At 73.0% G+C, this 2,008-nt stretch carries 1 protein-coding gene and 2 pseudogenes; 2 read left to right on the forward strand and 1 reads right to left on the reverse strand.

The features are described from left to right. Positions 1-141 precede the first annotated feature (141 nt). Positions 142-330, forward strand: a pseudogene (locus tag ACWDCZ_RS40810) (hypothetical protein); the annotation flags it as partial. Positions 331-486: 156 nt separating this feature from the next. Here the strand turns inward: ACWDCZ_RS40810 and ACWDCZ_RS40815 are convergent. Continuing rightward, positions 487-1,566 carry a scyllo-inosamine-4-phosphate amidinotransferase gene (locus tag ACWDCZ_RS40815; protein ID WP_049656002.1) on the reverse strand — a complete coding sequence of 360 codons (1,080 nt, stop codon included), beginning with the start codon at positions 1,564-1,566 and terminating at the stop codon, positions 487-489. 203 nt (positions 1,567-1,769) lie between these two features. Here ACWDCZ_RS40815 and ACWDCZ_RS40820 point away from each other — a divergent pair. Further along, positions 1,770-2,008: pseudogene (locus ACWDCZ_RS40820) on the forward strand (hypothetical protein); the annotation flags it as partial.

The following is a 2,008-nucleotide window of genomic DNA, read 5'->3' on the forward strand; positions in this document are numbered from 1 at the left end:
GGTGGTGCCCTTGAACGTGCCCGAGCCCGTGGTGAACGTCTGCTTCACGCCGTCGAACCAGAAGTCGATGGTGCCGTCCGTGCGGCCCAGGCGGACGACGCCGAGCGGCCCGCCGACCTGGTGCGCTGGTGGGTGGACCGGGTGCCCTCGGGCAGCCTGGTCTACGTCTCCCACTTCCGCTCCGTCGGGAGCTCCGGCGGAGAATCCGTCGGGGACTCCGGCAGGAGCTCCGGCGGGACCGAGGAGCGCCGGCGCGCCGAACGGAAACTGCGGGAGAGCTTCGGTCGCGGCCGCTGGCGCACCGACGAGGAGATCCTCGGCCTGCTCGACGGCCTCGACCTGCTCGAACCGGGGCTGGTGCCCTGCCCGCTGTGGCGGCCGGAGCCCGCCGGCACCGGCGGGGTGCCGGCGGACGAGGGCGACCTGTCGGTGTGGGAGCGGCTGCATCATCCGCGCGCTGGCCCGCAAGCCCTGAGCGGCGGCGGGTCAGGACAGGTAGTCCTCCAGTCCGCCGTCGCGCCGGGTGTCCAGGGTGACGCAGTGGAAGCCGCCGCCGAGCACCCGGGAGTGCCGCAGCCGGTGCGGCAGGACGGTGATCCCGGCGTGCTCCAGCAGCTTGATCAGGCCCTCCTGCTCGGACTCGACGATCGCCGTGTCCGGGGAGACCATCAGCAGGTTCATGCTGATCCAGCTCTCGCTGAGCGCGTGCTCGGGCGCGTCGCCGGTGGGCTCGGCCGGCGGGCACCACAGGACGTCCCAGCCCTTCAGCGGCTCCGGGACGGTCTCCGGGCTGATCCGCTCGGGGTTGAGCAGCACCAGGCCCGGGCGCAGCAGCGCGATGGTGCTGTCGATGTGGGTGTAGCCGTAGATGTCGCGCAGCGGGTGCAGCCGCAGGCCGCCGTCGCCGAGCAGGCCGAGGGTGGACTCCAGCCACCGCAGGCCGAGTTCGTTGCCGCTGCGGGAGACCTGGTAGAACACGTCCCGGCCGAGCCGCAGCACGTTCGCGGCGTCGAAGACCGGCTCGGCCTCGCCCAGCAGTGGGAGGCCCGCCTCGTCGAACTCGAAGAGTTCGTCGCCCAGTTGCGGCCGGGGGGCGGCCAGCCAGCGCGCGCCGCGGCGCAGGTAGTCCTGGAAGAGTCCGCGCAGGCCGAAGGCCTCGAAGTAGCGCTGCCGCATCGGGCTCGCCACCTCGATCAGCGTCTCGCCGACGACCAGGGTCAGGTCCCGCGGACAGTAGGAGTGGAAGCCGCCGTCGGCGTTCCAGAGCGGGGAGGCGAACTCGGCCGCGTGGTCGACCGGATCGGGCCGGTGGACGGTGACGCCGAGGCCGCGCAGGGTGGCCACCAGGTCGTCCAGGTCCTCCTCGGTCTCCTCCACGACCTGCCGCGAGTAGGGGCCGGCCTCGATCGAGGCGAGGTCTGCGGCGTTGGTCTTCGGGAAGCAGGACAGCCAGGAGGACGGCTCGGTCTGCTCGGGCAGCCGGGCGCCGACGGCGGTCCCGACCACGATCTCCCGCAGTGTGGTGAACTCGTCCCAGCTCTGGACCGGACGGGCCGAATCGGACATGACTCTCCCTTGACACGGGTTTGGGGGAAACACGGAGACGACGGCGGAGGCGACGGCCTGGAACCGTGCGGACGGATGCGCCGAACCGGCTCCGGCCGGCCGCGGCGTACGGGAAATCACCGGCGGGGCAACCGAGTTCGCCGCTACGAAGGGCCGGGATCGATCGTCAAGCTACCCGGACGACCGACGGCGACGCAAGGACCGTGATCGGCACCGGGAACACCCCGCCGACCGGCCGCCCGTTGTTCGACCCGCTCCCTCCGACGCTGATCAACACCGGTGGGAGGCCCCGCGCCCCGGACCGGCGCTCACCACCGCCAGGCCCGGCGGATCCGGCTCCCGCCCGCCAGGGCCAGCAGCGCCCCGCCCGCCGCGTCATCCACCCCGCCCTGGACGCCTTCGCCGCCGAACGCGTCGGCGAGAGGTACGTGTGGGACGCCAC

It is taken from the genome of Kitasatospora sp. NPDC001225 (assembly GCF_053597855.1).

Bases quoted from the DNA above. Each gene is read 5' to 3' on its own strand.
- ACWDCZ_RS40815 (WP_049656002.1), bottom strand. From the start codon at position 1,566: ATGTCCGATTCGGCCCGTCCGGTCCAGAGCTGGGACGAGTTCACCACA.